This window comes from Roseburia porci, assembly GCF_009695765.1.
GTDB lineage: Bacteria > Bacillota > Clostridia > Lachnospirales > Lachnospiraceae > Roseburia > Roseburia porci.
Genome location: NZ_VUNI01000020.1, coordinates 36,277 through 60,068, shown reverse-complemented (window position 1 = coordinate 60,068; position 23,792 = coordinate 36,277). Strand labels below are relative to the sequence as shown.

Genomic DNA, 23,792 nt, shown 5'->3' with positions numbered 1-23,792 from the left:
ATGATGTTGTTCCTGTTACCTGATTAGGTGTTGTGTATATATTCAATTTTTAAAACCGACTGCTTAGGCGGTTTATTTGCTATGCTCTTTATTTTTAGGCTGTCCTCTGCTTGTTTGTTTCAAACTTCCCCCCCTTTTATCGTCCCATTACATTCTTCTCCCTCCCAAAGTGCCTAAATTCATAGTACTTTATTTTTTCTGAAATAACAAGGTTGTATATGTACACCGTATTCTTATTTTCTAAGAAAAACAAACAGTGAAAAATCCCTTATTGACATGGAATATGAAATCGTATATTCTAAAAAGTGGGAATGAAGTTCTCCCCTGGGAAACCTAAACTGCTTATTGAGCTGATGACTTCTACGATTATTATGGTCGCAGAAAGTGTCAGCTTTTTTTGCGTCCAAAGGAGGGAAAACTATGTTAACATCTTTATCACTTATTTTTCTGGTGGGTCTGTCCATGGGTGCGATCTGCCAGCGTCTGAAACTTCCGGAAATTATCGGCATGTTGATCACGGGCATCGTTTTAGGACCGTATGTACTCGATCTTCTCGATCCGTCAATTCTGTCAATCTCTGCCGATCTTCGAAAAATGGCTCTTATTATTATCCTGTTAAAAGCCGGATTCTCACTCGATCTGAATGACCTGAAAAAAGTCGGAAGACCTGCAATTCTTTTATCGTTTGTTCCGGCATCCTGTGAAATTCTTGGATATATTCTCTTTGCACCAATGCTGCTTGGAATTACCAGAATTGAGGCTGCTGTAATGGGTGCTGTTTTAGGTGCAGTATCTCCTGCAGTTGTTGTCCCGCGAATGGTTTCTTATATGGAAAATAACTACGGTACCAAAAAGGGAATTCCACAAATGATCATGGCAGGCGCTTCCTGCGACGATATCTTTGTTATTGTATTATTCACGACTTTCCTAAGTATGGCCCAGGGCGGCACTGCAAATGTTATGGCATTTGTCAATATTCCAGTCTCCATTATACTTGGAATTCTGGCAGGTGCGCTCGCAGGATACGGACTGTATCTCTTTTTTGAAACGGCATATGCGCATAAACACTATGTCCGAAACAGTAAAAAGGTAATTATCGTGTTAGGATTTGCTTTTCTTCTGGTTGCACTTGAAACGCTGTTAGAAGGAAAAGTCGCTGTTTCCGGTTTACTTGCGGTCGTCAGTATGGCATGTGTGTTAAAAATGAAAAGCATTGCATTTGTATCCAAAAGATTATCTGACAAATTTGGAAAACTCTGGCTTGCTGCCGAAGTCATGTTATTTGTACTTGTTGGTGCAGCTGTTGATATCCGCTATACGTTAAATGCCGGAATTGCTGCCGTTGTCATGATATTCCTTGCACTTTTATTCCGCGCCGCCGGTGTATTGCTCTGCGTGATTAAAACAGGATTATCCTGGAAAGAGAAACTGTTTTGTGTTATCTCTTATTCACCAAAGGCTACGGTTCAGGCCGCAATCGGTTCCGTTCCATTAGCAGCCGGATTAGCCTGTGGAAAAATCGTATTATCGGTTGCGGTTATGGCAATCGTCATTACAGCCCCATTAGGTGCGTTCGGAATGGATGCAACCTGTCAGAAATTCTTACATAAAGAAAGAGTGTGAAGCATCCGCTTTCACACTCTTTCTTAAATTACAGTTATCGATTGTTAAGCACTAGAAGATTCTGCGTACTGCAAGAATTGGTGCATAATTTACATTCGTATAGGTAATTCCAGTAGATTCTGTTGCTGCATTGATGATGGAACCACCGCCTGCATAAATTCCAACATGTCCGCTGTAGCATACAATATCACCCGGCTGCATATCGGAAACGCTGACACCATAACCTGCGCTTCTCATAGATGATGATGAATGGGAAAGTCCCACGCCAAAGTGTGCATACACTCCCATAACAAATCCTGAACAGTCAGTTCCGTTTGTCAGACTGGTTCCACCATATACATATGGATTGCCAAGGAACTGGCTTGCGTAACTTACTACTGCCTGACCGTTTGAGCTTGCAGATGATGAAGAACTGCTGGATGAACCGGAACTCTTAGAAGAAGAACCTGTCACTGCTGCAGCAGCTGCATCTGCCGCCTTTCTTTTGGCTTCTTCTGCTGCAAGACGTGCTTCCTCTTCTGCCTTGGATTCTGCTTCTACATATACGGTAGACATATTTACAAATTCAGAAGAAACATATCCTTCTCCTGCCTCTGTAGAAACTTTAACCCATCCGTCATTGGACTCGTCAAGTGCTACAAGATCATCGCCTTCCGGAAGCATATAAATAACCTTTGACTCCGTCGTAGGCTCACTTCTTACAAATAATGTTGTTGTATTCACAGTAGCGTATCTGGTTCCTGCGCTCTGGATCAACGCAGCATCTCCAACTACAACATACTCGCTCTTTACATAACCGGTTACGGATCCGGAAGTAATCTGATACCATCCGTTTTCTTCTCCGTTTACGGTTCCGATAGAGTTATTATAAAGCTTTCCAAGGATCTCTCCATCCTCAGATGCCTCAGATCGGATGTTTACATAATCATCGACCTGTGCAATCGCTGTATTTGCAAATTCATTCTGTTCTGTATCAACACTCTCTGTCGGTGCATCTGCTGCGACGTCATCCGACTGTGCCTGTGCTTCTGCTACAGCCTGTCCGTCCACTGCTTCCGACTGTTCGGTACTCTCAGTACTCTCTGAGTTCTCTGTTGTCTGTGCCTGTTCAGTAGCTTCGGAGTCCCCATTTTCCTCTGCTGCTGTTACCGGATTCGTCTCATTCTCCTGAACGGAAACTGTTCCCGGTTCTTCCTCTGCAACAATTGCTGTAACATTCTTGTCATAATTCGTATCTGGATTCTGATTTACATATGCAAACACTGTCAAAAGCATAGTTCCTGATAATACTGCCGCCAGTCTTGCAATTACCTTCTTGTTCATTTCTTCTCCTTAATTGTTTCGCAAAATTTAAATTTGTTACAAACTTGTTACATTTTATTATACGCATTTTCCAATAAAATGCAACCCCCAATTTGTAATGCAGCAATATTCCCTGCACTACACAATAAAACCGGCAGGAGCAACCTCCTGCCGGTTTCTTCTTTCGTGTATCTCTAGCACTCTGGCTCGATTAATCCATATGTACTTCCTTTTCTCTTATATACGACATTGACCTCATCTGTCTCCGCATTACGGAATACAAAGAAATCATGTCCTAATAATTCCATCTGTACACATGCATCTTCCGGATACATTGGTTTGATTCCGAACTTCTTACTACGAACGATCTTAACTTCTTCTTCCTCTGTGTCAGCGTCCATAAAATCCGGTGTGAAATATGCTTCCGCATTCTGTTTCTTTGTAACGAGCTTGGTTCTGTACTTTCTAAGCTGTCTCTCGATTACCTCTTCTACAAGATCGATGGACACATACATGTCATTGCTGACCTGTTCAGAACGAATCATGTTACCCTTCATCGGAATTGTTACTTCAATCTTCTGACGTTCCTTCTCAACACTCAATGTAACATTTACATCGGTGTCCGGGGTAAAGTATTTCTCAAGCTTGCTCAGCTTGTCCTCTACTGCTTTCTTGATTCCATCTGTTAATTCAATGTTCTTTCCTGTGATCGTAATTCTCATGATGTCCAACCCCTTTGCCGTTTATTTGATACAGATATATCATGGTTTTATTATACCATAATCCATTGAAATAGCAAACTTTTTTGTGCAATTTTTATATAAATTTTAATTTTATAAACAATTATCTGTCTGTATTATCTATGATCTCGCGGATTTTCTCTGCTTCTTCTGCATTCAGGTTACTGTCACTGCAAAGCGCAGATATCATTTCTGTCCAATCACCATCAAACCAGAAGTTCACCGTATCCTGTAACATCCGGTTACGGTATTCCTCTTCACTCTGTGTCGGCCGGATGTAAGAAACCCGTCCCCTTCTGTAGGTTGTCACATAACCTTTCTCAACCAGTCTCTGTACAAAAGTAACCACCGTTGTTCTGGCATACTCCTTACCAAAACGTACTTTCAACTGCTCAATCGTATCCGGTGTTGAGATGTCATCCTTTGCTTCCCACACAACCTTCATGATCAGTTTTTCACAGTTTGTCAATTCTTTTGCTGCCTTATTGTTACTCATTTATACCACCTCATATGTCTAAAAAAGCTCTTATTTTTATATCACGTGCATTATAGTATAATCTTTTTTCTTTTTCAATAAAGTTTTGCCCCCATTTTTTACCTTTTTTTAATTTTTCTTTATATTTTTGTTTCTAATTGTATCGAATTTTGCGAATTCAATAAAAAAAATATTTTTTTCAAAAAAAGCTTGCATTTTTGAAAAAGCTTGTTATAATAAGTTCATGGCTTGTTGGTCAAGCGGTTAAGACGCCGCCCTCTCACGGCGGAATCAGGGGTTCGATTCCCCTACAAGCTGCTAGGAACAGGATATCCGATGGATATCCTGTTTTTTGTTTATCCAGCATATGCAAACAAGATCGACATAGCCTGCCCTTAAAAAGGCAGGTTTCCTTGCAACGTCAAAAGGGAATCCCAGAAGCGGGATTCCCTTTTTGTTCTTTTTCTTCTTATTTATATGGAAGAGTTGGTCAAACGTCTATAGCTATATAAGATCATCCTTCCGCCTGCATAAGTTCTTCCAGCTGCGAAGACAACTGTTCCCAGTTCTCCATATCTTCCATGATTGCTTCTTCCATCGCATCGATTTCATTCTGGATCTCTGTCAGCTTTGAATAGCTGGACTGGTATTCCGGTTTTAAAAGCTCCGCTTTCAGTTCGTCCAGCTTCGCCTCTTTTACCGCCAGTTCTTCTTCTGCCTTTTTGACTTTCTTCTCCATCTTCGAACGTTCCTTGCCTGGATTATAGTACGCCTTTTTCCCGCCGGTGGAAGCAGTCTGTGTATTCTGTGCTGCATGCTGACCACCATTTACACTGATCGCACCACCAAGCACCGGATTCCCTTTATAGGAAGAATCTTCTTTCGCAGCTTCTCTGTCCAGTTTTTCCTGATATTCTTCATAACCAAACTGATACTGATGAGTTGTACCATCTTCAAATACCAGAAGTCTTGTTGCAACCTTTTTCACAAAATAACGGTCATGCGATACAAAGATCAGTGTTCCTGCAAACTCGGAAAGCATGCTCTCGAGCGTTTCCTTTCCGACAATGTCCATATGGTTGGTCGGCTCATCGAGTACCAGTACATTCGGCTTTCTCTTTAAGATCTTGCAAAGCGCAAGACGCACCTTTTCGCCTCCGGAAAGCATATTGATGTTTTTGAACACATCCTCCCCGGTAAAAAGGAAAGCACCAAGTGCATTTCTCGCCTCTGTCTCTGTCAGATTCGGAAATTCATCCCAGAAATCATCCAGAACGGTCTTGTCGCTCTGATACATCGCCATCTGCTGATCAAAGTAACCGATCTGCACATTGGTTCCATAACGGAATTCTCCGGAAAGCGGTGGAATCTTCTCAACGATCGTCTTAAGGAACGTGGATTTTCCAAGTCCGTTTCCACCCAAGATTCCAAGCTTTTCGCCTTTTTTCAGATCCAGCGATACCGTAGAAAGCGGATGATCGTATCCGATCTCCAGATTATTTACCATAAGCACATCATTTCCGGTCTCTTTTGCCGGCTGGAAATTGGCATGAAATGTCCTGGTATCAAAACGATCCGGCGCCTCGATCTTATCCATATGCTCAATTGCTTTCTGTTTTGATCTTGCCATCGAAACTTTCGTAGGCTTGTTCTTAAAACGGTCTACCATATGCTGCAGACGTGCGATCTCTTTCTGCTGTGCGTTGTAATCCTTTAACTGCTTCTCATAATCTAACTTCTTCTGCTCCACAAAGTGTGTGTAATCACCCGGATAACGTTTGGCAGTTCCGTATTCGATCTCATAAACCACATCCACCACGTGATCCAAAAACATTCGGTCATGCGATACAACGACAACTGCTTTCGGATAGTTTTTCAGATAACCCTCCAGCCATTCGATCGTTGTGATGTCCAGATGGTTGGTCGGCTCGTCCAGAAGAAGAATATCCGGTTTACTCAATAGCAGCTTGATAAACGCGATCTTTGTCTGCTGTCCTCCGGAGAAATCCCGAAGCGGTTTCTTTCGTTCTTCTTCGGAAAACCCAAATTTGCGGATCAGGACCTCATATTCTTTTTCAAAGTAATAGCCTCCATCCTCACGGAATTTTTCTTCCATATTCGTGTATGCTTTTACTTTTTCTTCCGAATGATCGGTCTCAAGCTCTTTTGCAGCTGCTTCCAGCTGTTTTTTACGCAGTTCCATCGGTGCAAAAACCTTACGGATCTCCTGCTCCAGAGTGATCCCTGTATCTTCAAACGCGATCTGTTTGAGATATCCGATCTGAGGGTTTCCGGATTTTGCAATAAAGACATCCTCATCACTGTCTCTTTTTTCCAGATCCACTTCTCCGGAGATCAGTTTAAGAAGTGTGGTCTTGCCACATCCGTTTCTGCCGACAACTGCGATCTTTTCTGTATTTCGAATTTCAAAATTAATATGATGTAAAATGACATCATCCGCAAATGCGACTGCGCCATTACTTATCTGATATAACATAATTTCATCCTTATCCCGTTGGGAAAGCAGGGAAACTTCCTACATTTCCTGGCTCGCCAGATAATTGACAAACTGCTGGGCAGTACGTCCGGAAATTCCACCATGGCTGAGTTCCCATTTATTTGCTTCTGCGCGAAGTTCATCATCCGACATTGTGATTCCCTGTTTTCTTGCAAGATTTAATACAATGTCAAAATACTCCTTCTGCGTCGGTTTTGAGTAATTGATTGTAACACCAAAACGGTTTACCAGAGAAAGCTTCTCTTCTACCGTATCGGAATGGTGTCTGTCATTCTCGTGTTCCATATCGTTTCTGTCATTCCATGATTCCTTGATCAGGTGACGACGGTTTGAAGTTGCATAGATCAGAATATTTTCCGGTTTCGTCTCTACACCACCTTCGATGACTGCCTTTAAGAATTTGTATTCGATCTCAAATTCTTCAAAAGAAAGATCATCCATATAGATAATGAACCGGTAATTCCGGTTTTTGATGTCTGCGATGACTCTGGAAAGATCTTTAAACTGATGTTTGTAAATCTCGATCATACGCAGACCCTGATCATAATACTGGTTGACGATTGCCTTGATACTTGTAGATTTTCCAGTACCACTGTCACCAAACAGCAGACAGTTGTTGGCTTTTCTGCCCTGTACAAATGCTTCTGTATTGTCCACCAGCTTCTTCTTCTGGATCTCGTATCCAACCAGATCATCCAGCATTACCTGATCCATATTGTTGATCGGGCGGAAGATTACGCCGCCAGCCGGGTTCTCCTCGATACGAAATGCCTTGTTAAGTCCGAACATTCCAACGCCGTAATCCTTATAGAATCCGGTTACAACATCGAAAAATTCCTGTTCTGTTGTGGTGTTTTCCAGTTTTTTACTGAGTGCGCGCACCTTCTCACTGACGTTTTTGTTGTACATCAGATCCTTTTTGCTGATCGCATGATAATTGGAGATACGGCTGAAGCAGTCGATCCCAAGATCCTTCTCAATCTTTGAAAAATCATAGTCAAACAGGGATTTGAAAATGCGAAAATCGTTCTCCACAAGAAGATTTACGGTTCCTTCGCTGGCGCCGACTTTTTCACAGGTCATGCTGAACGGGTTCTCGCTCATCATAAGGAAAAACGTCAGATAATTGTGCCAGAGATTATCATCAAATCCATAATCGGTTGCCACCTTCAGTAAATGCTTGATCTGTGTATTAATGTCACGCACAAGCTCCATTCTATCATAATCACCCTTGTCGTAGCGGTGAAAAATCTCTCCAAGCTGATACAGGATTCCATCCTGATCCAGATCTCCATACATAAGTAACTGTGATAACTGTTTATACATATACCAATACCTCCTGTATTGTTTGCTTTAACTTTTGCGATGCTTTATCCTTTATTATGCCACAGCTGCCACATTTTGTAAATGCAGCCTACCCGAGCATTCCCTGTTTCAGTGTAAAATGGTTCTTCCGATATTCGATCAAGCCATCCTTTTTCATTTTGCCAAGCTCGGTGGACATTGCACTCCGGTCAACACTCAGATAATCTGCCAGCTGCTGTCTGTCCAGCGGAATATCAAAATCCGATCTTCCACATTCCAGCGCCTGCTCGGAAAAATAGGAAAGCAGCTTCTCCCGCGTTGTTTTCTGTGTCAGATGATCCATTTTCTGTGTCAGTTTATAATTGCGTTCTGCAAGCACATAGACCATATTCCGTATCATTTTGGAATGAAATTCGCAGGAATTTCCACATGTCGTAAGGATTTTCCCGACTTCCATAAAAAGAATGACCGACGGCACTGCCGCAAGCACCTCCATCTCCATTGGAATCGTCTTCATTCCCGCGTAAGCTTCCCCGAATATCTGTCCCGGCTCAATCACAGATATAATCTTGCGGTTGCCCCAGTAATCAATCTTTTCAATTCTGACAGCACCGGAAATCACAAGTCCGATCTTTCTCACCTGATCTCCCGGCCGGTAGATCACTTCATTTTTCTTAAAATGCTGCTCTTTTGCATTCAGACAGGGCAGCATTCCAACGATTTCATCATCACTCAAATTCCGAAAAATGGACGCGTCCCGCATTGCACTCGTAATTTTCATATTTCTTCCCCCTGTTTTCCTTTTTGTTGGAAAAACAACATACTTTCAATGATATCTGTATTATATTCGTATTGAAAATATTTATCAACGAAAAATTAAAGAAACAGTATTGATATATGGAGGATTTAACAAATGGTAAGAAGAGTGATTGAAATCAATGAAGAAAAATGTAACGGATGCGGGCTTTGTGTCAAAGCCTGCCATGAGGGTGCAATCGCCCTGGTCAATGGGAAAGCAAAGCTGATGCGTGACGATTACTGTGATGGACTTGGCGACTGCCTTCCAAACTGTCCGGTCAATGCGATCTCTTTTATCGAACGGGAAGCTGCCGCCTATGATGAAGCAGCTGTAAAAGAGCATCTCGCAAAAAGAAACGCAAAGCAAAAAGAAGCCCGGACACCGGTATTTCACGGTTGTCCAGGCTCCATGGCACGTTCTATGAAACCAGCTGCTCCGTCCGCTTCCTGCGACTCTGTTCCAAGCCAGTTATCACAGTGGCCAGTCCAGATCAAGCTTGTAGCTCCAAATGCGCCGTATTTTAATGATTGTGATCTTTTGATCGCTGCCGATTGTACCGCCTACGCTTATGGTAATTTCCATAATGACTTCATTAAAAACCGCGTAACGCTGATCGGCTGTCCTAAGTTAGACGATATTGACTACAGTGAAAAGCTTTCTGTGATCTTTTCCGAAAACAATATCCGTTCGATCACTCTGACACGAATGACTGTTCCTTGCTGTGGCGGACTTGCCATGGCTGTCGAGAAAGCGATTGCTGCCAGCGGAAAAAATATCCCGCTTCAGATCGTGACGATCTCACCGGACGGAACACTCGTATAAATATGCGTTTCCAGATCAGTCAAAGGCTTCCAGGCTGTAGCCTGCTGCTTTTGCCTGATCGATAAAGCTTCCAAGAATTGCAGTATTTGTCTCGGATTCTGCATGGAGCAGATAAATTGCTCCCGGATGCATACGGTCTACAAGCTTCTGCAAAGACTGTGTCTGATCCGGCTGATTATTGACATCATAGTCCAGATAAGCAAAACTCCAGAACACGCTCTTGTAATTGCAGTTATTGACGATTGCAAGAGACTGTTCGGAAAAAGCCCCGGTCGGATAACGGAACAGATGCATCGTATATCCAAAATGATCCAGTACATACTGATGACATCCCATAACTTCCTGCTGCTGTTGCTCCATCGTCTGGGAAGGCAGTCCCTTGGACGGATGTGTCACACTGTGGTTTCCTACGGTATGTCCCTCATCGATCATACGCTGAACCAGCTGTGGATTGTCTTCGGCATAAGGCTGTGTCACAAAAAATACCGCATGTACGCCCTTTTCTTTTAACGTATCCAGTATTCTTTCGGTACATCCGTACTCATATCCCTCATCAAATGTAAGATAGATAACCGGCCTGTTCTCACCAATAAAATTGGCATTGTATTTTCCGTAAGTCTCCTGATATTGTACAGCACTGATCGGACGATTATACTCATCGAACTGAACGCCCTGTCCCCATCCATAACTTGTAGTATCTAATGATTCCACATTCGGAATCGGTGTCGCTATAAACGGTTCTTCCGTCTCGGTCTCTTCCTGCGCGAGTGTCTCCGTCACTTCGGTCTCCTGCGTCTCCATCCCGATCGTCTCGGAGCTTTCCTCAATCTGCGTATTCTCCGCAGCCTTTCCGGAATCTTTGTGCTTTGCATTTTTCGACATCAAATGCCCTGCGACCAGCAAAATGATCACGACCGCCACTAACAGTATTGCGCAAAATACCGCCGCCATTGCACGGTCCATTGGTCTGTTATTATTTTCTCTCATAACCCACTTGAATCTCCTGTTTTCTTGTCCTGCTGATATGCCTGATAGGTCTCAATAATCGCATCTCCGATCGCCTTTGCATACGCTTCCTTCTGGTCATCTAAAAGCTTATTATCCTCTGAAGAATTGATAAATCCCATCTCAAGAATCAGCGATGGTGCATTGGAATGGGAATTGACATAATAATCGGAACCGTTCCCCTCTGAAGTTCCGTAAGACACTCCACGGTTTCTTGATATGCCTACCGTCTCAAGTCCCTTCATGATATTTTCAGCCAGGGAAATACTTTCATCGTTGGCATTGCTGTAGATCCAGCTTTCAATTCCATATCCTTCGCCTTTATTGCGATGCAGGGAAATGTAATAATCGGCTTTTGCATCATTGGATACCCGGCATCTGGCAGACAACTTCAAAAAGCTGTCATCGTCCCTCGTCATGACGACCTTCACGTTCTGTGACTGTAAATACTCCTGAAGAGCAAGTGCGAGTGTCAGATTATCGTCCTTTTCGTAACGTCCCTTATAATCACACCCGTTGTCTTTTCCACCATGTCCTGCATCAATGCAGACGGTGAATCCTGTCTGTTCTTCCTCTGTATCTGTAATTGCCGGTGTTTCCAGTAACGGCGTATTTTCCGGCTTCACCACTTCATTCTGTGCCATAAGTTTTGTCTCCACAAAACCGGAAAACATCTGTATTCCAATCAGCACAAATGCAAGCATGATCCCGCACGATGCCATTCGGATAGCACTGTCCAATGCTTTTTCCTTTGCACTTTTACGCCTTGCTGCCATTTTTCCCACTCCCCTTTATAACATTCTCAAAAGGCTCTTTTCTTATTCTAAGGCAATGGGACAATATGCACAAGTACCTATTTCTTAAGGTTTTTTAAAATTCAACGCGGATTGTGGTTCCTTTTCCCTCCTCACTCTCAAGTGTCAGGGATGCATCATGGATCGCAACAATATGTTTTACGATGGCAAGTCCAAGGCCGGTTCCTCCGGTCTGTTTCGAACGGCTTTTATCCACACGGTAAAAACGTTCAAAAATTCTGTCCTGATGTTCTTTTGGAATTCCGATTCCAGTATCCGAAACCAGAAGCACAGGTCTTCCATTTTCTGAAAAAACACGGATATCCACAGAACCGTTTTCGCGATTATAGCGGATCGCATTTTCACCAAGGTTGGTTACAAGCTCATTGATCAGATCCCGGTTTGCCCGGATCATACAAGGTTCTCCCTCAAAGCTGAATTCAAGATTTTTCTGCTGCGCATTCATCCGCAGTGTATCTGAACAGTTTTCCACAACTTCACAAAGATCCAGATTCTCAAACTGAATCTGATCCTCCGTTCGATCAAGCTCCGACAGATTAATGATGTCGTTGATCAACGAAAGCAGCCGCTCCGCATTATGACGGATCTCCTTTGCAAAATGTTCGAGCTGTTCTCCTTCGACCATCTTATTTTCGATCAGCTCTGCATATCCGGAAATGGCAGTAAGCGGTGTCTTTAATTCATGTGAAACATTAGCCGTAAAATCCTGTCTTACCTTTGCAGCCTCTAAAATATTCTCATGCTGCATGCGGATCGTTGTAAGGAACGGGACAAGCTCTTTGTAGACCGGTGTTCCACTGAAATCGTCCATGTTCCCAGCCATCTGCTCGATCGGCGCGATCAGCTTCTTCGTGAGAAAATGCGCCAGAATGATACTGATAACCGTCATAACCAGGATAATTACCGCAATCAGAGGGAAAGAAGATTCAAAAATGCTCCAGAAGCTTCCAGCTTCCCTTGCGACTCTGAGCACACTTCCATCTTCCAGTCTGACTGCATAATAAAACGTATTTGCGTTCATCGTATCGGAACGTCTGACCGTCTCACCCTCCCCATCGGAAAAGGCCTCCTCAACCTCAGGTCTTGTCGCATGGTTATCCATGGAACCAATATCTGCATCATTGTCATATAATACCGTTCCATCCTGACTGATCCATGTGATTCGAAGTTCAGATACTGCAAGATTTAATTTATCCATATGATCTTCGTCAAAAATCCCTGTACTGCATAATACCTGCGTTTCCAGACGAAGGTCTTCCTTTACCTGTTTCTGAAATACCTCATAAAAGATACTTGTCATCAGTACCATGGTTGATAAAATCGCGATCAGTGCAATTCCGATCAGCTGAATATTGATTCTGCGTTTCATTGTAACTCCTTCTTGTACAGTAACAGCCAGACCGAATCCTTCAGCCTGGCTGTTTTTCTCTTATTCCATTACATAACCGACATTTCGTACGGTCTTGATCTTACTTCCTGCAGCTCCAAGTTTCTGTCTTAATGTCTTGATGTGCATATCCACCGTTCTCGATTCACCCTCGAACTCGGTTCCCCACACATGCCGCATGATCACTTCCCTTGTAAGCACGACACTCGGGTTCGACATCAAAAGCCGGAGAAGCTCATATTCTTTAAAGGTCAGTTCCACCGGAGCATCATCTACATACACCATATGCCGTTCATTATCCAGAAATACATTGTCAATTCTTGCATATTTGCTCTCCTCCGGAGTTGTTCTCCTGAGAAGTGCCTTTACTCTTGTGATAAGCTCCATAATGGAAAATGGTTTCTTAATATAATCATCGGCTCCGTCATCCAGTCCTTTGATCATGTCCATCTCGGTCGTTTTCGCCGTAACCATAATGATCGGGATCTGTTTTGTCACCGGATTCTTCCGGAGTTTCTTTACGATATCATACCCGCTTTCATCCGGGAGCATAACATCTAAAAGCACCAGATCCGGCACCATGTCCTCTGTTTTCTTATAAAAATCTCTTGCTTTTTCAAATGCACTGACCGTATGTCCACTGTTTTTCAGTGCAATTGTTTCTATTTCCCTGATATTACTGTCATCTTCAACAATATAAATTAAAGCCATGCTTTTCCTTTCTATCGCTAATTGCTTTTCTTACCCGGGAGCCTGTATTTGCCCTGCAATGCAATATACTCATTGCGGAACCATTCGTTGCTTTCATCCTTTACAATATCCAGATACTCATGTGTCTCAAAACCATCTTCATTGATCTGTATCAGGCAGACCCCGATATTCGAACAATGATCCGAGATACGTTCAAAGTTCGCACAGATATCCTGAAGTACGAAGCCAAGCTCCATTGTACATTTTCCTTTACGCAAGCGCTTGATATGACGCTGTTTTACTTCCATGTTGAGTCCATCAATCACCTGCTCCAGAGGTTCAATATCTCTTGCTTTTTCCAGGTCATTTTTCATAAAGGCATCAACGGCCTCTCCTACGATATCTCTCACCGCAGAAGCAAACACTTCGATTTCTTCGATCGCCTTTGGTGAAAATTCCAGTTTTTCCCTGTGGATCTCATTCGCAGAATTCATAATGTTGACTGCATGATCCGAAATACGTTCAAAATCTCCGATGCAGTGTAACAAAACCGACATACTCCTGCTGTCACTCGTCGAAAGTTCTTTTCCGCTGAGCTTTACAAGATAGGTTCCAAGTGCATCCTCATAACGGTCTACATTATTCTCCATCTCAGAAACACGCTCTGCTGTACTTTTATGATAATCCGTTAAGAGCCCAATTGCAAGATAAAGCGAATCTCTTGCTTCCTCTGCCATGCGTACTGCTGCATTTCTGCAAAGCTCCATTGCAAACGCCGGCTGCTCCAGAAAACGTTCATCCAGAATTGCAAATTCATCCGGTTTCTTTTCCTCATGCCCTGCATGATCCGGAATTGCAAGTGTTGCGAGTTTTACCAGCCAGTCGCCAAACGGAAACAGTACGACTACCGCTCCGATATTGAATAAACTGTGGATGATTGCGATTCCTGCTGCATTTGCCGCATGTCCAAGGAATGTAAAATGTAAAAATGCATTCAGTGTATAGAATACGATCATGAATAAAATAGTTCCGATCATATTGAAAAAGAGATGGATCATCGATGCTCTTTTTGCATTTTTACTTGCTCCAACCGATGACATAATCGCAGTCACACAGGTTCCGATATTCTGTCCCATAATAATCGGGATCGCAGTACCAAAGCTCACTGCTCCGGTCGCACACAGTGCCTGCAGAATACCAACAGATGCCGAAGAACTCTGGATGACTGCTGTGAGAATCGTTCCAGCGATCATTCCGAGAATCGGATTCTGGAACATCAACAACAGATGCGTAAATTTTTCATTTGATGCAAGCGGCTCTACTGCGCCGCTCATGGTCTCCATTCCAAACATCAGAATGGCAAACCCAACAAGGATATTTCCGATATCCTTTTTCTTATTGTCTTTGGCTGTCATAGTAAGAATAATACCGACAGCTGCAAGAACCGGTGAAAATGAGGATGGTTTCAAAAGTTGAATCCAGATATTATTTCCTTCAATCCCGGTAAGCGAAAGCAGCCATGAAGTTACCGTCGTACCAATGTTGGCACCCATGATAATCCCCACGGCCTGATTTAATTTCATAATTCCCGAATTTACAAATCCTACGACCATAACTGTCGTAGCGGAAGAAGACTGGATCACTGCTGTCACTCCTGCGCCCAGAAGAACTGCCATAATTCTTCTGGAAGTCAGTTTCTCCAGCACCTGCTCCATCTTACCTCCGGATAACCTGGCAAGTCCATCGCCCATTGCGTTCATTCCATAAAGAAACAGGGCCAGACCGCCAATCATTGTCAGAATACCAAAAATGTCCATAGAAAGCTCCCTCTTAAGTTACATACTTTTTACATCATTCTTACAAAGAACACTATAACAAGTATATGTAAAACCGGAGGGTTATCTATGTAAAATCTATGTAAAATTTTATTCTGGCGTATTTCTCATCAGAAAAATGCATCCTCCGAGAAAACCGATAAAAACCGCAGCATAACCGGCAGCGATCAATGCGTAGCCAAGAAGTGTCCATCCAACCGGCATGCAGATGACTCCAATGAGAAAACTGATCAGGAATCCAATTCCCATCCACATAACGGTATTCAGAAAGAGAAATATCCTTTGCTGCCACTCTTCCCTGCATATGTTATTTTTTATATTTTCCCAAAGCCATCGCATCATAATCAACCCTCCCGGTTTTTATCATCCAGAGCAAAGATTACCCACTCTGCAATATTTGTTGCATGGTCTCCAATACGTTCAAAATATTTTGCAACCATCAGAAGATCCGTCGCCTGTTCTCCACAATCTGCGTTGGCATGGATCATTGCGATCAGATCCTTCTTTACCTCAAGGAAAAGTTCATCGATCACATCGTCATTTTTGATAATCGCTTTGGCTGCTTCCATATCCTTGTCTACGTATGCCTGTATGCTCTTCATCAGCATCTGCACGGTCTCAGAAGCCATTTTCTGAATATGATCCAGCTGTTTTACATAAGTATTGTCCGCGATCAGGATCGTCATTTCCGAAATATCTGCCGCATGATCTCCAATACGTTCCATATCGGTAACCATTTTCATTGCTGCCGAAATAGTTCTTAAATCTCTTGCAACCGGCTGTTGCTGCATCAGAAGATTAAAACAGATATTCTCGATTTTTTTCTCTTCACGGTCAACATCCGTATCATTGTCCATAATGATTCTGGCAAGCTCTGTATCCTGTTTCATAAAGGCTACCACTGCCTTCTGAATCTGTTCCTCGATCATTGTGCCCATATGCATGAGCTCCTGATTCAGCTGATTAAGCTGCTCGTCGAATTTTGTACGCATCAACCAAACCTCCCTGTAATGTAATCCTCTGTTCTCTTGTCCTTCGGATAGGAAAAGACGGTCTTGGTATCACCAAATTCTACCATTTCTCCTACCAGGAAAAATGCTGTATCATCCGATACTCGTACTGCCTGCTGCATATTGTGTGTTACCACAACTACGGTATATTTTTTCTTCAGATCTTCCATCAGTTCTTCTACTTTTGCGGTAGAGATCGGATCCAGTGCCGAAGTCGGCTCATCCATCAGAAGTACTTCCGGCTGAACGGCAAGTGCTCTTGCAATGCAGATACGCTGCTGCTGTCCACCGGATAATCCAAGCGCTGATTTTTTCAGTCGATCCTTCACTTCATCAAAAATTGCAGCTCCGCGGAGGCTTTCCTCCACGATCTGATCCAGTTTTTCTTTGTCCTTGATTCCATGGACTCTCGGTCCATATGCGATATTGTCATAAATGCTCATCGGAAATGGATTTGGCTGCTGGAATACCATACCGATTTTTTTACGCAGAACCGTTGTATCCACGTTCTCATCGTAGATATCCTCTCCATCAAGGTACACATTTCCCTCGATCCGGACATTATCCACAAGATCATTCATGCGGTTTAATGTTTTTAAAAATGTAGATTTACCACATCCGGATGGACCGATAAAAGCAGTGACACTGTTGTCCTTGATGTCCATATTTACACCCTTCAAAGCATGGTTTTCTCCATAATATAAATGGAGATCGCGTACTTTGATCTTTGTTTTTTTCTCCATATTTCCTCCTGGTTACTCTCTGGTGTGCACATCGAACCTGCGCGCCAGAAGTTTTGTTAACATATTGATCAAAAGGACGATCACAAGCAGTATAACTGCGATTCCGAATGCCACATCATACTGTCCCTTTGACATGCTCAGATAAAGCTGAATGGTCAGTGTTCCTCCGGAAGCAAAGATTTTATCCAAAAACTGTTTTACTGTAATTGGAAGCATTCCGTCACTTCCTGCCGTAAATAAAAGCGCTGCTGATTCGCCAACAATTCGTCCGATTGCAAGGATAACACCTGTGATGATTCCAGGCATTGCAGACGGAAGAAGAATTGTCCGGATCATATACCATTTTCCTGTTCCAAGTCCGATTGCACCCTGTCTGTAGCTGTCCGGAACTGTCTTTAATGCTTCCTGCGTGTTACGGATTACAAGTGGAAGTACCATAAGCACAAGCGTAAGTGCACCGGTCAGAATACAGTAACTCAGATGAAGTGTCTGACCGAAAAAGATCATTCCGAAAAGTCCGAATATGATCGATGGGATTCCGGAAAGGATCTGGGTTGCAAATTCAATGGCTGTAACCAGTTTTCCAGGTTTTGCATATTCGTTCAGATATACGGCTGCTCCGATTCCGATCGGCGTAGCAATGAGCATTGTTAAAACGATAATATATAATGTATTCAAAATATTTCCGGCAATTCCAACGGTATCATTTAATACACTCGTCACACCGGTCAGGAAACTCCAACTGATCATAGAGTATCCCTTCACAAGTACATAACCGATAATTCCAACAAGAAGTAATACAGAAAATGCTGCACTTGCATATATACCAATGTATGCGAGTACATCTGTCGGTCTCCTGCGTCCTTTTGTGATGCTTCCTGCGGATACCACCGGTCTTGATTTCACAACAGCCTCTGTTGTCATACTTCCTGTTCTCCTTTCTTAATCAGTCTGGTCAGAATCAGATTGATTACCATAATAAATACGAAAAGTACCAGTCCAATCGTAAACAGAACCTGTCTGTGTGTTCCCTGGGAATAACTCATGTCACTTACGATTGCTGTTGTCAGGAAACGAACGGAATTAAACGGAAGCGGAATGTTGACCGCACTTCCGGATACAAGGCTGATTGCCATTGCCTCACCAAGCGCACGTCCGATTCCCAGTACAATTGCGGTCATAATTCCGGATTTTGCTGCCGGAAGAACAACTCCGAATATCGTCTGTATTTTCGTTGCGCCAAGTGCCAGAGATGCCGATTTCATCTGCTGTGGCACAGCTTTGATGGAAGATACGCTGATGTTGATTACGGTCGGAAGAATCATAATTGCAAGCACGATCACTGCCGAAATCAGATTGGCTCCGCCTGTAAACTGATGGGTCTGTGATCCGGCAAATATTTTCTTTTCAAGTCCATACATCCATGGTGTCAGAATCATAAGTCCGAGAAGTCCATAGATAACGGATGGAATCGCTGCCAGAAGCTCTACTGCCGGCTGAACGATTGCTGCAAGTTTTTTCGGTGCAACTTCTGCAAGAAAAACTGCAGTAAGAATGCTGACTGGAACTCCGATCAGAATTGCCAGCGCAGTTCCTACAATCGATGTAAGAATAATATATAAAATTCCAAAATGTGGTTCTGTCGCAGTCGGTTCCCAAACAGTTCCAAATAATATGTCGGTCACCCCGACACTCGCAAGTGCCGGGGTTCCTTTTAAGATCATGTAAACTGTGATGGAAAGAACTGCAACTATTGCGACTACTGCGGTTGCCAGAAAGATCACTCTCGCGGTACTTTCTACAATGGAACCCGCTCTCTTTTTCCCAATAATTGATACTGTGTTAGTTTCCATACAATCCTTCCTATTCTTACTGTGGTAAAATCAGACCAGCTTTTTTGATTACTTCCTGTCCTTCATCTGACTGGATATAATCAAAGAATGTCTGAACAGCTTCGCTCTGCTCTGAAATCTCACCTTTGGTAGCCATTACGAATGGACGGGATAATTTGTATTTTCCTGCAACAATGTTATCTTCTGTTGCTTCTACATCATCAATTGCAAGAGCTGATACTGAATCATCTAAAACATCCAGTGAAATATATCCGATTGATCCAGGAGTAGATGCTACTTTTGCAAGTACTGCACCGGTAGAATCCAGTTCGTTTGCATATTTGCATTTATCTTTAATATCAAGGAGTTCCTCAAATGCTCCTCTTGTTCCGGATGCTGCTTCACGTCCGACTACTACGATTGCCTCATCCTGTCCGCCAAGTTCTTTCCAGTTTGTAATCTCTCCTGTATATACTTTTGCAAGGTCATCGGATGAGATCTTTGTTACGTCGTTTGCAGTATCTGTGATAACTGCGATTCCATCGATTGCTACAACATTTTCAACGATACCCTGGGATTTTTCATCATCGCTGAGTTCTCTGGATGAGTTACCGATATCAACGCTTCCTGCCTCTAAGGATTCAATTCCGGCAGAAGATCCTGTAAATTCTGCTGTTACGGAAATTCCCGGATATTTTGCTCCGAAAGCTTCTTTCAGGGAGTTCGCAAGCTTCTCCATGGAAGTACTTCCTGCCATTGTTACGGTTCCTGTTATATCTTTTGCATCTTTGCTGTCTGAAGCTGCTGCCTGTGTATCTCCTGATGCTTTGTTATCTGCATTTGAATCAGCTGTTCCACTGTTTCCACATCCTACCATACTTGCTGCTGCAATGGTAAGTGCTGTTGTAACTGCTAATGTTTTTACGATTTTCTTTTTCATTTTATTTTCCTCCTGAACTCTCTGTTCGTTTTACAGGAGTTATCATATCGGACATAAGTAAAATCCAATACCATTCCACGGTAAAATCCATGTCAAAAAACGGTAAAACCAATCGCAGTTACTATTTTGAAATTAAAAATTGCACCAAGCAGTGACTATTCTGTTCCATTGTTCAAAAATAAAGTGTGCGCTTACTGCACACTTTCGCGCGCGAGCGGTATGTTCAACATAAACTTCATCTCCGCGAGCTGCGCATCCCCGCGGAGCGTTTTTAAATCATAGGAAGGAATTTCCTATGATTTAAAAAAAATCCTCAGAACTTTGAAAGTTCTGAGGATCTGACATCTTTGTGCCCCTGCCAAGGAATCGGAATGACGTGATTCGAACACGCGACCTCTTCGTCCCGAACGAAGCGCTCTACCAAGCTGAGCCACATTCCGCTATATGAAATTCATCCGGCGTTCTCTACCGTACCCGATTATGTTATCACAATGTTTTGTTTTTGTCTAGAATTTCTTTTATTTTTTTGCTATATTTTATGTAAATCCAGAAACGAATTTATAATAAGAAAGAAGGATATATTTTTTATGAATAAAACTGCAATTATTACCGGAGCTTCCAGAGGAATCGGTGCTGCTTCAGCTTATGCATTTGCACAGGCCGGCTATCATCTTTCCCTCTGCTGCAGCCACTCTTCTTCTGATCTCAAGCAGCTTGCTGCAAAGCTGCAGGCCGAATTCCATACAGAAGTCCTGACTTTTACCGGAGACGTGGGAGATCATGATTTTGTGCATGAAATGGTAAATGCAACGATCTCACACTTTGGACATGTTGACATGTTGATCAACAACGCCGGAATTGCCCATATCGGTCTGCTCAGTGATATGACGATTGAGGAATGGAATCATATCATCGCCAATAATCTGACCTCGGTCTTCTCCTATTGTAAATATGTAATTCCACAGATGGTCTCCCGACAAAATGGTAAAATCATCAATATCTCCTCCGTCTGGGGCAATGTCGGAGCATCCTGTGAAGTTGCATACTCAGCCTGCAAGGGAGGCATCAATTCCTTTACCAAGGCTCTCGGAAAAGAACTTGCGCCAAGTAATGTGCAGGTGAATGCCATTGCCTGCGGTGTGATCGACACTCAGATGAATGCATGCTTCGACGAATCCGAGCGTGCTGCTCTCGCAGAAGAGATTCCAGCCGGAAGATTCGGGTCTGCGGAGGAAGTTGCTCATCTTGCGCTCCAGCTCGCTACCGGAAATGAATACCTGACCGGTCAGATCATCACACTCGACGGCGGATGGATCTGATTTTTTGTTTCTTAGAATTCAAGAATCCAGTTGACGTATTGCTCATTTTACAGTTTTTTCCAAATGATTTGTATACAATCAGCTTATGGGAAAAAATACGAAAGATAAGCCGGTCGGCAAAAAAGAACAATCAAACACAAAAACGGAAAGCAACAATCTGTTTGCTTCCCGTTTATGTTATAGTATGGAAATCCGTCAGATGAGTGTACGCGAGCTTGCAGATGCACTCTATGTTTCTACGTCCACAGTCAGCGCCTACCGAACCGGAAGACGTCTTCCAAATATCCAGACTTTATCTGCGATTGCGAATATCTTACACTTTTCCACCGATTATCTGCTTGGTCTGACCGACTATCCTGACATGGTTCACGGCAAACTTCCACGTCAGGATGAACAGTTTCTTTCCCTGTTTCATACCATTGATGAAACAACCCGTTCTTCCGCTCTGGTCATTCTCCGCCAGCTTCAGGCATCCAATCCAGCTTCCGAATCATAATCTTTATTTTGCGACAAGAATAATTGTCGTACGCGCAGGTATCCGGATTGTATACGGTCCAAACCATTCTGTCATAGCGTGATAATCCAGCCCGTCTTCATACTGACAGTTGGTATTGACAACTACCTTCCATTCCATTCCGTTCTGCAGAACCGGCAGTTGCGCCGTAAGCGGTTCCCAATAAGAATTCATCGCATAAAAAATAATATCATCACCCGTGTTTTCCTCATTGCGTCCTGCATACATAATTCCGATCAGATGTGTTGTATAATCCGTTGCTTCCTGGTTCGGATATCCGTTATGAATGCTGATCTCCGGGAACTGACAGGCTGCAGACTCTGTTGTTTTCCGGAGGATCGGATGATCTTTTCGAAAATGGATCATAAATCGTGCGAAATCATGGATCTCCCGATACTCATCCAGACGGTTCCAGTCCAGCCATGACACGATATTGTCCTGACAATATGCATTGTTATTGCCATACTGGGTATTGCAGAATTCATCTCCCGCAAAAAACATTGCAGGGCCTCTGCTGCACATCAGCGCCGCAAACGCATTTTTGATCAGACGTTTCCGAAGTCCTAAAATCTCTGGATCTTGTGTCTCTCCTTCCCATCCGCAGTTCCAGCTGTTTCCATTGTTGTCTCCATCGGTATTATTCCAGCCGTTTTTCTCATTATGCTTCTCATTATAAGAATAAAGATCATACAGTGTAAAACCATCATGACAGGTCAGGAAATTGACCGACGCGCTGTTTCCACGGTAAGTTGGATCATAGAGATCCTTCGAGCCCGTAATACGTGTAATTGCTGCTCCCGCGGTTCCATCGTCACCTTTTAAAAACCGGCGCATGTCATCCCGATATCTTCCGTTCCATTCTGCCCATCTGCTCCAGGACGGGAAACTTCCTACCTGATAGAGTCCGCCGGCATCCCAGGCTTCCGCGATCAGTTTTACTTTTCCAAGTACGGGGTCAAACGCCAGTGCCTCAAGAATCGGAGGGTCCGCCATTGGCGCACCATTCTGATCACGTCCCAGAATCGAAGCAAGATCAAACCGGAATCCATCCACACGATAGTCAACCACCCAGTGTCTCAGACAGTCGATGATAAACCTTCTTACGATCGGATGATTGCAGTTCATGACATTCCCGCATCCACTGAAATTGTAATAATGTGCATCCGGCGTCAGCATGTAATAAATATTGTTGTCAATGCCCTTAAATGAAAAACACGGTCCGAATTCATTGCCCTCTGCCGTATGGTTAAATACCACATCGAGAATAACCTCGATTCCGTTCTCTTTTAACTCATAGATGAGTCTCTTTAACTCATTCCCTTCCCTGTTGTGTTCCTCATTAAATGCGTAACTCGTGTTTGGTGCAAAAAATGCAACCGTATTATAGCCCCAGTAATTATAGAGCTTCTGTCCGTCCACAATCCTTGCGCTCTCCATCTCATCGAACTCAAAGATCGGCATTAATTCTACTGCGTTGATTCCCAGATCTTTCAGATACGGAATCTTCTCCCGAAGTCCTTCGAAAGTTCCGTTCGCTTTCACACCGGATGATGCATCCTTCGTGAAGCCTCTGACATGTGTCTCATAAATAACCAGATCTTCGAATGGATGCTCAAGCTGTTTCGTATCTCCCCAGTCGAACTCACTCTGTACAACTCTGGCTTTGTATACAAAATCCTTGCCGCCCTCCGGTCTCTCACCCCAGTTACGCTGACCGGTGACAGCCTCCGCATAAGGATCCAGTATGATATTGTCTTTATTGAATATCTTTCCCTTTTCCGGTTCATATGGTCCGTCAAACTGGAATGCATATTCAAATTCTTCTTTCCGCAGATCATATACGACCATGGAATATGTATTCCCCAGATGGCAGCTTTCCGGAAATGGAAGGGTTGCATACGGTTCTGACTCCTGTGGATGAAAAAGCAGAAGCGTGCATGATGTTGCGCCGTGCGAATTGATTGTAAAGCAAATTCCATCTTCCTGCTGAATCGCACCATTCACCCGAAAAACGCCCGGTCTTACCAAAAATCCATTGATGTCCTGATATTTATTCCATTTTGCCATGGGAATACCTCCAATTCCAATCACGTTGGGAATCTGTCCGTTTCCATATAG

General features: G+C 43.2%; 22 protein-coding genes, 2 tRNA genes and 1 riboswitch. Of the genes, 5 read left to right on the top strand and 19 right to left on the bottom strand.

Annotation, left to right across the window (positions count from 1 at the left end):
- Positions 1 to 298: 298 nt before the first annotated feature.
- Positions 299 to 370: riboswitch (Fluoride riboswitch) on the top strand.
- 50 nt (positions 371 to 420) lie between these two features.
- Positions 421 to 1,623, top strand: a complete 1,203-nt coding sequence (locus FYJ75_RS11140; RefSeq protein ID WP_154430524.1) for a cation:proton antiporter — start codon at positions 421 to 423, stop codon at positions 1,621 to 1,623.
- Between the two features lie 51 nt (positions 1,624 to 1,674).
- Here the strand turns inward: FYJ75_RS11140 and FYJ75_RS11135 are convergent, their stop codons facing one another.
- The 3 genes from FYJ75_RS11135 to FYJ75_RS11125 form a co-directional block, all read right to left on the bottom strand.
- Complete coding sequence (locus tag FYJ75_RS11135) at positions 1,675 to 2,946, bottom strand: C40 family peptidase (RefSeq protein WP_235907089.1); 1,272 nt, start codon at positions 2,944 to 2,946, stop codon at positions 1,675 to 1,677.
- A 173-nt stretch (positions 2,947 to 3,119) separates the two neighbouring features.
- On the bottom strand, positions 3,120 to 3,647 hold the full coding sequence (gene hpf, locus FYJ75_RS11130) for a ribosome hibernation-promoting factor, HPF/YfiA family (RefSeq protein ID WP_154430523.1): 528 nt from the start codon (positions 3,645 to 3,647) through the stop codon (positions 3,120 to 3,122).
- A gap of 121 nt (positions 3,648 to 3,768) precedes the next feature.
- The gene (locus FYJ75_RS11125; protein ID WP_154430522.1) at positions 3,769 to 4,161 is read right to left on the bottom strand and encodes a BlaI/MecI/CopY family transcriptional regulator; all 393 of its coding nucleotides are present in this window, start codon (positions 4,159 to 4,161) and stop codon (positions 3,769 to 3,771) included.
- A 225-nt stretch (positions 4,162 to 4,386) separates the two neighbouring features.
- Here FYJ75_RS11125 and FYJ75_RS11120 point away from each other — a divergent pair.
- Positions 4,387 to 4,458 (top strand) — tRNA-Glu (locus FYJ75_RS11120).
- Positions 4,459 to 4,654: 196 nt separating this feature from the next.
- Here FYJ75_RS11120 and FYJ75_RS11115 read toward each other — a convergent pair.
- From FYJ75_RS11115 to FYJ75_RS11105, 3 genes are all read right to left on the bottom strand, one after another.
- Positions 4,655 to 6,637: an ABC-F family ATP-binding cassette domain-containing protein gene (locus tag FYJ75_RS11115; protein ID WP_154430521.1), complete on the bottom strand. Its 1,983-nt coding sequence runs from the start codon at positions 6,635 to 6,637 to the stop codon at positions 4,655 to 4,657.
- A 39-nt stretch (positions 6,638 to 6,676) separates the two neighbouring features.
- Entirely contained in the window at positions 6,677 to 7,984 is a 1,308-nt protein-coding gene (locus tag FYJ75_RS11110; protein ID WP_154430520.1) for an ATP-binding protein, read from the bottom strand.
- Between the two features lie 88 nt (positions 7,985 to 8,072).
- On the bottom strand, positions 8,073 to 8,744 hold the full coding sequence (locus tag FYJ75_RS11105; RefSeq protein WP_154430519.1) for a Crp/Fnr family transcriptional regulator: 672 nt from the start codon (positions 8,742 to 8,744) through the stop codon (positions 8,073 to 8,075).
- Between the two features lie 132 nt (positions 8,745 to 8,876).
- Between FYJ75_RS11105 and FYJ75_RS11100 the strand changes: the two genes are divergently transcribed.
- Positions 8,877 to 9,584: an ATP-binding protein gene (locus FYJ75_RS11100; RefSeq protein ID WP_154430518.1), complete on the top strand. Its 708-nt coding sequence runs from the start codon at positions 8,877 to 8,879 to the stop codon at positions 9,582 to 9,584.
- A 15-nt stretch (positions 9,585 to 9,599) separates the two neighbouring features.
- Here FYJ75_RS11100 and FYJ75_RS11095 read toward each other — a convergent pair whose 3' ends face one another.
- The 12 genes from FYJ75_RS11095 to FYJ75_RS11040 form a co-directional block, all read right to left on the bottom strand.
- Positions 9,600 to 10,571 carry a polysaccharide deacetylase family protein gene (locus tag FYJ75_RS11095; RefSeq protein WP_154430517.1) on the bottom strand — a complete coding sequence of 324 codons (972 nt, stop codon included), beginning with the start codon at positions 10,569 to 10,571 and terminating at the stop codon, positions 9,600 to 9,602.
- The gene (locus tag FYJ75_RS11090; RefSeq protein WP_154430516.1) at positions 10,568 to 11,365 is read right to left on the bottom strand and encodes an N-acetylmuramoyl-L-alanine amidase family protein; all 798 of its coding nucleotides are present in this window, start codon (positions 11,363 to 11,365) and stop codon (positions 10,568 to 10,570) included. The genes FYJ75_RS11095 and FYJ75_RS11090 overlap by 4 nt, the downstream gene beginning before the upstream one ends.
- Positions 11,366 to 11,459: 94 nt before the next feature.
- Positions 11,460 to 12,773 carry a sensor histidine kinase gene (locus FYJ75_RS11085; protein ID WP_154430515.1) on the bottom strand — a complete coding sequence of 438 codons (1,314 nt, stop codon included), beginning with the start codon at positions 12,771 to 12,773 and terminating at the stop codon, positions 11,460 to 11,462.
- Positions 12,774 to 12,833: 60 nt separating this feature from the next.
- Positions 12,834 to 13,502, bottom strand: coding sequence for a response regulator transcription factor (locus tag FYJ75_RS11080; protein ID WP_154430514.1), 669 nt, complete (start codon positions 13,500 to 13,502; stop codon positions 12,834 to 12,836).
- Between the two features lie 17 nt (positions 13,503 to 13,519).
- Positions 13,520 to 15,298, bottom strand: a complete 1,779-nt coding sequence (locus tag FYJ75_RS11075; RefSeq protein WP_154430513.1) for a Na/Pi cotransporter family protein — start codon at positions 15,296 to 15,298, stop codon at positions 13,520 to 13,522.
- Between the two features lie 108 nt (positions 15,299 to 15,406).
- Positions 15,407 to 15,658, bottom strand: a complete 252-nt coding sequence (locus tag FYJ75_RS11070) for a hypothetical protein (protein ID WP_154430512.1) — start codon at positions 15,656 to 15,658, stop codon at positions 15,407 to 15,409.
- A 2-nt stretch (positions 15,659 to 15,660) separates the two neighbouring features.
- Positions 15,661 to 16,308: a phosphate signaling complex protein PhoU gene (gene phoU / locus FYJ75_RS11065; RefSeq protein ID WP_154430511.1), complete on the bottom strand. Its 648-nt coding sequence runs from the start codon at positions 16,306 to 16,308 to the stop codon at positions 15,661 to 15,663.
- Positions 16,308 to 17,069 carry a phosphate ABC transporter ATP-binding protein PstB gene (pstB, locus tag FYJ75_RS11060; protein WP_154430510.1) on the bottom strand — a complete coding sequence of 254 codons (762 nt, stop codon included), beginning with the start codon at positions 17,067 to 17,069 and terminating at the stop codon, positions 16,308 to 16,310. The genes phoU and pstB overlap by 1 nt, the downstream gene beginning before the upstream one ends.
- A gap of 12 nt (positions 17,070 to 17,081) precedes the next feature.
- Positions 17,082 to 17,993, bottom strand: coding sequence for a phosphate ABC transporter permease PstA (pstA, locus tag FYJ75_RS11055; protein ID WP_154430509.1), 912 nt, complete (start codon positions 17,991 to 17,993; stop codon positions 17,082 to 17,084).
- The gene (gene pstC, locus FYJ75_RS11050; RefSeq protein ID WP_154430508.1) at positions 17,990 to 18,922 is read right to left on the bottom strand and encodes a phosphate ABC transporter permease subunit PstC; all 933 of its coding nucleotides are present in this window, start codon (positions 18,920 to 18,922) and stop codon (positions 17,990 to 17,992) included. The genes pstA and pstC overlap by 4 nt, the downstream gene beginning before the upstream one ends.
- 16 nt (positions 18,923 to 18,938) lie before the next feature.
- A complete protein-coding gene (locus FYJ75_RS11045) occupies positions 18,939 to 19,841 on the bottom strand; it encodes a phosphate ABC transporter substrate-binding protein (protein WP_154430507.1) in 903 nt (300 codons plus the stop codon).
- Positions 19,842 to 20,207: 366 nt separating this feature from the next.
- Positions 20,208 to 20,281: transfer RNA gene (locus FYJ75_RS11040), tRNA-Pro, on the bottom strand.
- A gap of 147 nt (positions 20,282 to 20,428) precedes the next feature.
- Here FYJ75_RS11040 and ymfI point away from each other — a divergent pair.
- A complete protein-coding gene (ymfI, locus tag FYJ75_RS11035; RefSeq protein ID WP_154430506.1) occupies positions 20,429 to 21,160 on the top strand; it encodes an elongation factor P 5-aminopentanone reductase in 732 nt (243 codons plus the stop codon).
- A gap of 85 nt (positions 21,161 to 21,245) precedes the next feature.
- On the top strand, positions 21,246 to 21,656 hold the full coding sequence (locus tag FYJ75_RS11030; protein ID WP_154430505.1) for a helix-turn-helix domain-containing protein: 411 nt from the start codon (positions 21,246 to 21,248) through the stop codon (positions 21,654 to 21,656).
- A gap of 3 nt (positions 21,657 to 21,659) precedes the next feature.
- Here the strand turns inward: FYJ75_RS11030 and FYJ75_RS11025 are convergent, their stop codons facing one another.
- The gene (locus tag FYJ75_RS11025) at positions 21,660 to 23,741 is read right to left on the bottom strand and encodes a glycogen debranching protein (RefSeq protein ID WP_154430504.1); all 2,082 of its coding nucleotides are present in this window, start codon (positions 23,739 to 23,741) and stop codon (positions 21,660 to 21,662) included.
- Positions 23,742 to 23,792: the final 51 nt, after the last annotated feature.

Bases quoted from the DNA above. Each gene is read 5' to 3' on its own strand.
- FYJ75_RS11085 (WP_154430515.1), bottom strand. From the start codon at position 12,773: ATGAAACGCAGAATCAATATTCAGCTGATCGGAATTGCACTGATCGCG.
- FYJ75_RS11025 (WP_154430504.1), bottom strand. From the start codon at position 23,741: ATGGCAAAATGGAATAAATATCAGGACATCAATGGATTTTTGGTAAGA.
- FYJ75_RS11135 (WP_235907089.1), bottom strand. From the start codon at position 2,946: ATGAACAAGAAGGTAATTGCAAGACTGGCGGCAGTATTATCAGGAACT.
- FYJ75_RS11095 (WP_154430517.1), bottom strand. From the start codon at position 10,571: ATGAGAGAAAATAATAACAGACCAATGGACCGTGCAATGGCGGCGGTA.
- FYJ75_RS11115 (WP_154430521.1), bottom strand. From the start codon at position 6,637: ATGTTATATCAGATAAGTAATGGCGCAGTCGCATTTGCGGATGATGTC.
- pstB (WP_154430510.1), bottom strand. From the start codon at position 17,069: ATGGAGAAAAAAACAAAGATCAAAGTACGCGATCTCCATTTATATTAT.
- FYJ75_RS11030 (WP_154430505.1), top strand. From the start codon at position 21,246: ATGGGAAAAAATACGAAAGATAAGCCGGTCGGCAAAAAAGAACAATCA.
- FYJ75_RS11110 (WP_154430520.1), bottom strand. From the start codon at position 7,984: ATGTATAAACAGTTATCACAGTTACTTATGTATGGAGATCTGGATCAG.
- hpf (WP_154430523.1), bottom strand. From the start codon at position 3,647: ATGAGAATTACGATCACAGGAAAGAACATTGAATTAACAGATGGAATC.
- FYJ75_RS11090 (WP_154430516.1), bottom strand. From the start codon at position 11,365: ATGGCAGCAAGGCGTAAAAGTGCAAAGGAAAAAGCATTGGACAGTGCT.
- FYJ75_RS11105 (WP_154430519.1), bottom strand. From the start codon at position 8,744: ATGAAAATTACGAGTGCAATGCGGGACGCGTCCATTTTTCGGAATTTG.
- FYJ75_RS11140 (WP_154430524.1), top strand. From the start codon at position 421: ATGTTAACATCTTTATCACTTATTTTTCTGGTGGGTCTGTCCATGGGT.
- phoU (WP_154430511.1), bottom strand. From the start codon at position 16,308: ATGCGTACAAAATTCGACGAGCAGCTTAATCAGCTGAATCAGGAGCTC.
- FYJ75_RS11080 (WP_154430514.1), bottom strand. From the start codon at position 13,502: ATGGCTTTAATTTATATTGTTGAAGATGACAGTAATATCAGGGAAATA.
- FYJ75_RS11070 (WP_154430512.1), bottom strand. From the start codon at position 15,658: ATGATGCGATGGCTTTGGGAAAATATAAAAAATAACATATGCAGGGAA.
- pstA (WP_154430509.1), bottom strand. From the start codon at position 17,993: ATGACAACAGAGGCTGTTGTGAAATCAAGACCGGTGGTATCCGCAGGA.
- pstC (WP_154430508.1), bottom strand. From the start codon at position 18,922: ATGGAAACTAACACAGTATCAATTATTGGGAAAAAGAGAGCGGGTTCC.
- ymfI (WP_154430506.1), top strand. From the start codon at position 20,429: ATGAATAAAACTGCAATTATTACCGGAGCTTCCAGAGGAATCGGTGCT.
- FYJ75_RS11045 (WP_154430507.1), bottom strand. From the start codon at position 19,841: ATGAAAAAGAAAATCGTAAAAACATTAGCAGTTACAACAGCACTTACC.
- FYJ75_RS11125 (WP_154430522.1), bottom strand. From the start codon at position 4,161: ATGAGTAACAATAAGGCAGCAAAAGAATTGACAAACTGTGAAAAACTG.
- FYJ75_RS11075 (WP_154430513.1), bottom strand. From the start codon at position 15,298: ATGGACATTTTTGGTATTCTGACAATGATTGGCGGTCTGGCCCTGTTT.
- FYJ75_RS11100 (WP_154430518.1), top strand. From the start codon at position 8,877: ATGGTAAGAAGAGTGATTGAAATCAATGAAGAAAAATGTAACGGATGC.